Source organism: Roseivivax sp. CAU 1753 (assembly GCF_054482575.1).
Genome location: NZ_JBTLRF010000004.1, coordinates 374816 through 380920, shown reverse-complemented (window position 1 = coordinate 380920; position 6105 = coordinate 374816). Strand labels below are relative to the sequence as shown.

Here is a 6105-nt window from a genome sequence, read left to right as displayed (position 1 = left end):
AACAATCTCGGCAACGCCCTTCAGACCCTTGGCGCGCGCGAAAGTGGCACGGCGCGGCTGGAGGAGGCCGTCATCGCCTATCGCGACGCCTTGCAGGAACGCACCCGCGACCGCGTGCCGCTGCAATGGGCCACGACACAGAACAATCTCGGCAACGCCCTTCAGACCCTTGGCGCGCGCGAAAGTGGCACGGCGCGGCTGGAGGAGGCCGTCATCGCCTATCGCGACGCCTTGCAGGAACGCACCCGCGACCGCGTGCCGCTGGACTGGGCCATGACCCAGAACAATCTCGGCAACGCCCTTCAGACCCTTGGCGCGCGCGAAAGCGGCACGGCACGGCTGGAGGAGGCCGTCACCGCCTATCGCGACGCCCTGCAGGTACGCACCCGCGACAGCGTGCCGCTGGACTGGGCGGCGACCCAGAACAATCTTGCCCTGGCCGAGCAGGCCCTTGCCGAAAAAACCGGCGGCGCCGACCGGGTCGCACATCTTTCGCGGGCGATCGACCACGCGACGGCAGCACTGGACGTCTTCGATCCGGTTGCGACGCCGGTCTACTTCGAAAAGGCCACCCGCCTTCTGGCCAGCCTGCGCGATGCGGCGGCGCAATGACCCCGGGGGCTGGCCTTTCGCCCGCGCCCGGACTAGGGTCTGCGCCGGTTTCAACCCACAGGTAAGCGCCCATGACCCAATACGAATACCGCGTCCTGCCGGCCCCCGAGAAGGGCCGCAAGGCCAAGGGCGTCAAGACCCCGCAGGCGCGCTTTGCGCTGACCGTCGAGGCGCTGATGAACGACATGGCCGCCGAGGGCTGGGAATACCTGCGCGCCGACATCCTGCCGTCGGAGGAACGCGCCGGGCTGACCTCTTCGGTCACCGAATGGCGCAGCCTGCTGGTGTTCCGCCGCGCGCGGCTCGATCAGGCGGACGCGTTCCAGCCGCGGGAACTGCCGGGCCCCGAGGCCACGAGCGCCGTATCGGCCCCGGTCCCCGGTTCGGCCCCGACACCGGGCGCGGCCCCGACCAAACCCGTCGCCCGCCACACGGACGCCACCGACGACACCCCGGGCGACACACCGGGCGACACATCGGACGGCGGCACCGAAGGGCTTGGCGAGTTGCTGAAAGCGCGCGCGGCGGCCTTCATGCCGATGCCCGCGGACCTTGGCGGCGACGCCAGGGGCACGACATCCGATGCCGATGACATGGACACCGCGCCCGATACCACACCCGATACCGCCCCCGACACCGAGGAGGACGCGCCGACGCGCAGCTAGGCTATTCCCCGAGGTCCAGCGACAGCGCGTGGATCGCCGCCACCAGGTCGGCCCCCAGGGCCTTGTGCACCGCGCGGTGGCGGGCAATCCGGCTCTGGCCCTTGAACGCATCCGCGCGCATCACCACGTGGAAGTGTGACTCACCGCCCTCCTGGAACCCCGCATGTCCGCGATGCCGTTCGCTGTCGTCGCGGACCGTCAGTTCCCTCGGGGCAAAGGCCTCGCGCAACCGTGTTTCGATGTTTTCCGTCCGGGTCATTTTTCCGGGTTCTCCCCCTACAATCCGCTGTCGTTTTGTCTAAACTCTGGCGTCCGAGTCGAAAAGGTGTCCGATCATGAGCAAACCCGATCCCTTCGGTTTCGACATGTCCGTCAAGACGTCGAAGAAGAAAACCCCGCGCGGTCGTCGCGGCATGTCCGGCGAAAGCGAAACGTCGACCCGTGTCTGCGATCACGAGGGCTGCGAGGAGCCGGGCAAGTTCCGCGCCCCCAAGGCGCCCGATGTGCTCGATGACTACTTCTGGTTCTGCAAGGATCACGTGCGTGAATACAACGCCCGGTGGAGCTTTTTCGACGGCAAGACCGAAGCCGAGATGAACGCCCAGAACTCCGCCGACAAGGTCTGGGAACGCAAGACCAAGGACTGGCGCGACCCCGAGGCCCGGGCCTGGGCGCGGCTCGGCATCGAGGATCCGCACCAGGTGCTCGGCGACAACGCCACCCGCAACCCCGGGCGCAACGGCGCCACCGCCGCACGCCGCCTGCCGCCCACCGAACAGCGCGCCGCCGATATCCTAGAAGTGCGGCCCGATTCGACCAAGGTCGACGTGCGCAAGGCCTACAAGGCCCTGATCAAGGTGCTGCACCCGGACATGAACGGCGGCGACCGCAGCCAGGAAGAACAGCTGCAACAGGTGGTCTGGGCCTGGGACCAGCTGAAAGACAGCCGCAACTTCAAATAGCGCCCACCCGATGCCATCCCCGCGTCCCGCGCCGGGGTGGCGCGCCGCCCTGTCACGATCGGACCGGAAATACTCCGGGGTCGTCGTTGTCGCGCCATTGGTCCGAGAGGCAATGGCGACCGAGGGGCTGGCCCCTCGCATGCCCACCCGAAAAAGACCCTCGGCCTTACGCCGCCACGAAGGTCAGCGACACGCCGTTGATGCAGTGCCGCTTGCCGGTGGGCTTGGGGCCGTCGTCGAAGATATGCCCCAGATGCGACCCGCAGCGCGCGCAATGGCACTCGGTGCGGACACCGAACAGCGACCGGTCGGGCTTGGTGCCGATCGCCGATGCCGCGATGGGCTGCCAGAAGCTGGGCCAGCCGGTGCCGCTGTCGAACTTGTGCGCCGAGGAATAGAGCGGCAGATCGCAGCCGCGGCAGACATAGGTGCCGGTGGCGGTGTTGTCGTTCAACGGCGAGGTGTAGGCCCGTTCGGTCGCCTCTTCGCGCATCACGCGATACTCGGCGTCGCTCAGCATGGCGCGCCATTCGGCCTTGCTGCGGGTGACCTCAAACCTGCCTTCGGCGGCGTGGGCGCCCGCGCCCAGCCCGAGGGCCGCGACCGTGGTGCCGAGAAATGTTCTGCGATGCATCGAATTGGCTCCTTCTGGGATCCGGATTGGCACCGGTCCCGATCCGTGCGCCGGACCGGGACCTTCCGCCATGTCATGTCGCATATATAGGCAGCGACAGGCCTGAATTTAAGGCGATCAGCCAGCCTGACCGGCGGGCAGCATCACACGGTCGATCACATGAATGACACCGTTCGACTGCTGAACGTCGGCAATGGTGACCTTGGCCGAGCGGCCATTCTCGTCGACCAGGACGATTGCATTGCCCTGCATCTTTGCCTGCAGGGTGCAGCCACCAACAGTGGGAACCGGGTGCATGCCGCCATCGTCGGCGATCATCCCGGCAATCGCGGTCGACATCGCCTTGGCGGCGACCACGTGGCAGGCCAGGATCTGCGACAGCTGGCTCTTGTTGCCGGGCTCGAGCAGCGCGTTCAGGCTGGCCTCAGAGATCATGCCGAAGGCGGCGTTGGTCGGCGCGAAGACGGTGAAGGGGCCCGGCGAATTCAGCGTATCCACCAGATCGGCGGCCTGTACGGCGGCGACCAGCGTGGTGTGATCGGCAGAGTTCACCGCGTTCTCGACAATGGTCTTGTTGGCGAACATCGCCGCCCCGCCGACCATCGGGTTGTCCTGGGCCGAGGCAGATCCGGCAAGGAAAACGGCAAGCGAGGTGGCCAGTGCGCCAAGCGTCAAAGTGGTGTTCATCGTCATATCTCCAGGTTTGTTATGCGCCCCCATCCGCGGTTCGGTGGGGATTGCAACAAACCACGGCCCCGCGCGGCGGTCGGTTTCAGCCTGCGCGGATTTCTCTGATCACGTATCCGTGTTGGTCAGGATCGGGCCGATGGCGCGCACCTGTGTCGGCTTCCCGTCCGGCGCGCCGCCCGCCACCTCTTCGGACACCGCAAGGGTGCCGCCATCGAGCAGCGGGATCAGCGCCTCGGGCAGGATCTGGCGGGCGATCACCCCTGCCTCGCGCGGCACCAGCCCGAGCGAGACCGGCGCGCCGGTATCGGGAACCAGCCACATCTCGTTGTCGCGCCCCTCGGGGACGGCCCCGCCGTCGCGGCGGATCAGAAATTCGTTGGTGTCGGCCAGATAGCCCGCATGGACCAGCAGCTCCGGACCTTCCGCCGCCGAAAGATCGGCGACGTAAAGCGGGCGCGGGGCCGTCGGCACAAGCTGATCCGAGGTCATCACCGCCCAGCCCACCAGCGCCGCCGCCACCGCCCCCAGCGCATAGGGCCACAGCGCCTGCCACCAGGACGTGCGGGGCATGTCGCCAAAGGCAATCGCCTCGATGCGGCGCTTGAGCTGGGCCGGCGGGGCCACCGGATCGAGGCCCTCGGACAGCGCCGCGAAATGCTCGGTCCAGGCCACCACCCGCAACACGAGGTCGCCATCCGCATCGAGGCGGGCCTCGAAGGCGGCGGTCTCGTCGGCGCTCAGCAATCCCAGCACGTACTCCGCCGCGACGGCGTCGTCTTCCGGGGGCGCATCGCCCGTTTTGGCATCCTCTTCGCTCATCGCGCGAGACAGTCCTTCAGCTGGAGCAGGGCCCGGCGCAGCCAGGTCCTCACCGTGTTCAGTTTGACCCCCGTGGCCTGCGACAACTCGCCATAGCTCCATCCCTCGAGATAGACGCGGCGGACCATCTCGGCGCGGTCCGTGGCCAGGGCGTCGAGACAGGCATGCAGCGCGCGCGCCTCGGAATTCATCGCCGCCTGCGCCTCGGGGCCGGGGCCCTGATCCGCCAGCGTGTCAGCCAAATCGAGCGCCATCGCGGGCGCGGGTGTCTTGCGGCGCCGCCGGTCGATGGCGACGTTGCGCGTCAGCGTGATGAGCCATGTCATCGGCGAGAACCCGTTGACCTGGTAGAGCTCTGCCCGGTTCCAGATCCGCAGGAATGCTTCCTGCAACGCCTCTTCCGCTTCGGCGCGATCCTGCAACACACGCAGGCTGACCGCGAAAAGTTTCGCCGAGGTGCGATCGTAAAGCCGGGAAAACGCCGCGCGGTCGCCCATGGCGATCCGGGCGAGATAGATTTCGATCTCTTCCTGGGGTGTTCGGGCGGGTGTGCTGGCGCCGGGTCTGGGGCTGGCGGATTGCGGGTCTGACGGATCGGCCTGGTTCACGGCGACGGGCCTGCTTCTTGCCTGAGGCGCGGTGTCGCCCGCGCTTTCCCTTGCCCCTACGCGCGATATGTTGCACCACGGGCGCGACGAGCGGATCGACGAGAAGGACGAAAAGAGCATGGCGGACGGATCGACAGATATCAATGCCAAACCGACGGTTGCGCATTCGGTGCGCGAGGTCTTCGGCGTCGACACCGATATGGTCGTGCACGGCTTTGCCGATGCCACCGACCGGGTGCCGGATATCGACTCAACCTACAAGTTCGACCCGGACACCACGCTGGCAATCCTCGCAGGGTTCGAATTCAATCGGCGGGTGATGATCCAGGGCTATCACGGCACCGGCAAATCCACCCATATCGAACAGGTCGCCGCCCGGCTCAACTGGCCCACGGTACGGGTCAACCTCGATTCGCACATCAGCCGGATCGACCTGATCGGCAAGGACGCGATCCGCCTGGTGGACGGCAAGCAGACCACCCAGTTCCAGGAAGGCATCCTGCCCTGGGCGCTGCGCAACCGCACCGCGATCGTGTTTGACGAATACGACGCGGGCCGCGCCGATGTGATGTTCGTGATCCAGCGGGTGCTGGAGGTGGACGGCAAGCTGACGCTGCTGGACCAGAACGAGGTGATCGAGCCGCATCCCTATTTCCGCATCTTCGCGACCTCGAACACCGTGGGCCTCGGCGACACCACGGGCCTCTACCACGGCACCCAGCAGATCAACCAGGGCCAGATGGATCGCTGGTCGCTGGTGGCGACGCTCAACTACCTGCCGGTCGATGCCGAGGTCGAGATCGTGCTGTCGAAAAACCCGTCCTACGACACCGAGAAGGGCCGCCGCCAGGTGCGCCAGATGGTCACCGTGGCCGAGTTGACGCGCACCGCCTTCATGAACGGCGACCTGTCGACGGTGATGAGCCCGCGCACGGTGATCGCCTGGGCGCAGAACGCGATGATCTTCGGCGATGTGGGCTATGCCTTCCGGGTCTCCTTCCTCAACAAGTGCGACGAGTTGGAACGGCAGACGGTGGCCGAATTCTTCCAGCGGTGCTTTGACCAGGAACTGCCCGAAAGCGCCGTCAGCATGGCCATGCGCTGACCCGCCGCGC

At 66.9% G+C, this 6105-nt stretch carries 9 protein-coding genes; 4 read left to right on the top strand and 5 right to left on the bottom strand.

Annotated elements, in window-relative coordinates:
* Both ACXYMN_RS11625 and ACXYMN_RS11620 read left to right on the top strand, forming a co-directional pair.
* The coding region (locus ACXYMN_RS11625; protein WP_459013804.1) for a tetratricopeptide repeat protein at positions 1-612 on the top strand (612 nt) is incomplete at its 5' end.
* Between the two features lie 71 nt (positions 613-683).
* Positions 684-1277 (top strand): DUF4177 domain-containing protein, encoded by a 594-nt coding sequence (locus ACXYMN_RS11620; protein ID WP_459013803.1) that lies wholly within the window; start codon positions 684-686, stop codon positions 1275-1277.
* Position 1278: 1 nt separating this feature from the next.
* Here the strand turns inward: ACXYMN_RS11620 and ACXYMN_RS11615 are convergent, their stop codons facing one another.
* Positions 1279-1536 (bottom strand): BolA family protein, encoded by a 258-nt coding sequence (locus ACXYMN_RS11615; protein ID WP_459013801.1) that lies wholly within the window; start codon positions 1534-1536, stop codon positions 1279-1281.
* 76 nt (positions 1537-1612) lie between these two features.
* Here ACXYMN_RS11615 and ACXYMN_RS11610 point away from each other — a divergent pair, with 76 nt between their 5' ends.
* Positions 1613-2239: a J domain-containing protein gene (locus tag ACXYMN_RS11610; RefSeq protein WP_459013800.1), complete on the top strand. Its 627-nt coding sequence runs from the start codon at positions 1613-1615 to the stop codon at positions 2237-2239.
* Between the two features lie 166 nt (positions 2240-2405).
* Here the strand turns inward: ACXYMN_RS11610 and msrB are convergent, their stop codons facing one another.
* From msrB to ACXYMN_RS11590, 4 genes are all read right to left on the bottom strand, one after another.
* Entirely contained in the window at positions 2406-2873 is a 468-nt protein-coding gene (gene msrB, locus ACXYMN_RS11605) for a peptide-methionine (R)-S-oxide reductase MsrB (protein ID WP_459013799.1), read from the bottom strand.
* A gap of 117 nt (positions 2874-2990) precedes the next feature.
* The gene (locus ACXYMN_RS11600) at positions 2991-3560 is read right to left on the bottom strand and encodes a fasciclin domain-containing protein (protein ID WP_459013797.1); all 570 of its coding nucleotides are present in this window, start codon (positions 3558-3560) and stop codon (positions 2991-2993) included.
* Between the two features lie 108 nt (positions 3561-3668).
* On the bottom strand, positions 3669-4382 hold the full coding sequence (locus tag ACXYMN_RS11595) for an anti-sigma factor (RefSeq protein ID WP_459013796.1): 714 nt from the start codon (positions 4380-4382) through the stop codon (positions 3669-3671).
* The gene (locus ACXYMN_RS11590; protein WP_459013821.1) at positions 4379-4879 is read right to left on the bottom strand and encodes a sigma-70 family RNA polymerase sigma factor; all 501 of its coding nucleotides are present in this window, start codon (positions 4877-4879) and stop codon (positions 4379-4381) included. The genes ACXYMN_RS11595 and ACXYMN_RS11590 overlap by 4 nt, the downstream gene beginning before the upstream one ends.
* 229 nt (positions 4880-5108) lie before the next feature.
* Between ACXYMN_RS11590 and cobS the strand changes: the two genes are divergently transcribed.
* On the top strand, positions 5109-6095 hold the full coding sequence (cobS, locus tag ACXYMN_RS11585) for a cobaltochelatase subunit CobS (protein ID WP_459013795.1): 987 nt from the start codon (positions 5109-5111) through the stop codon (positions 6093-6095).
* The last annotated feature ends 10 nt before the right edge of the window (positions 6096-6105 follow it).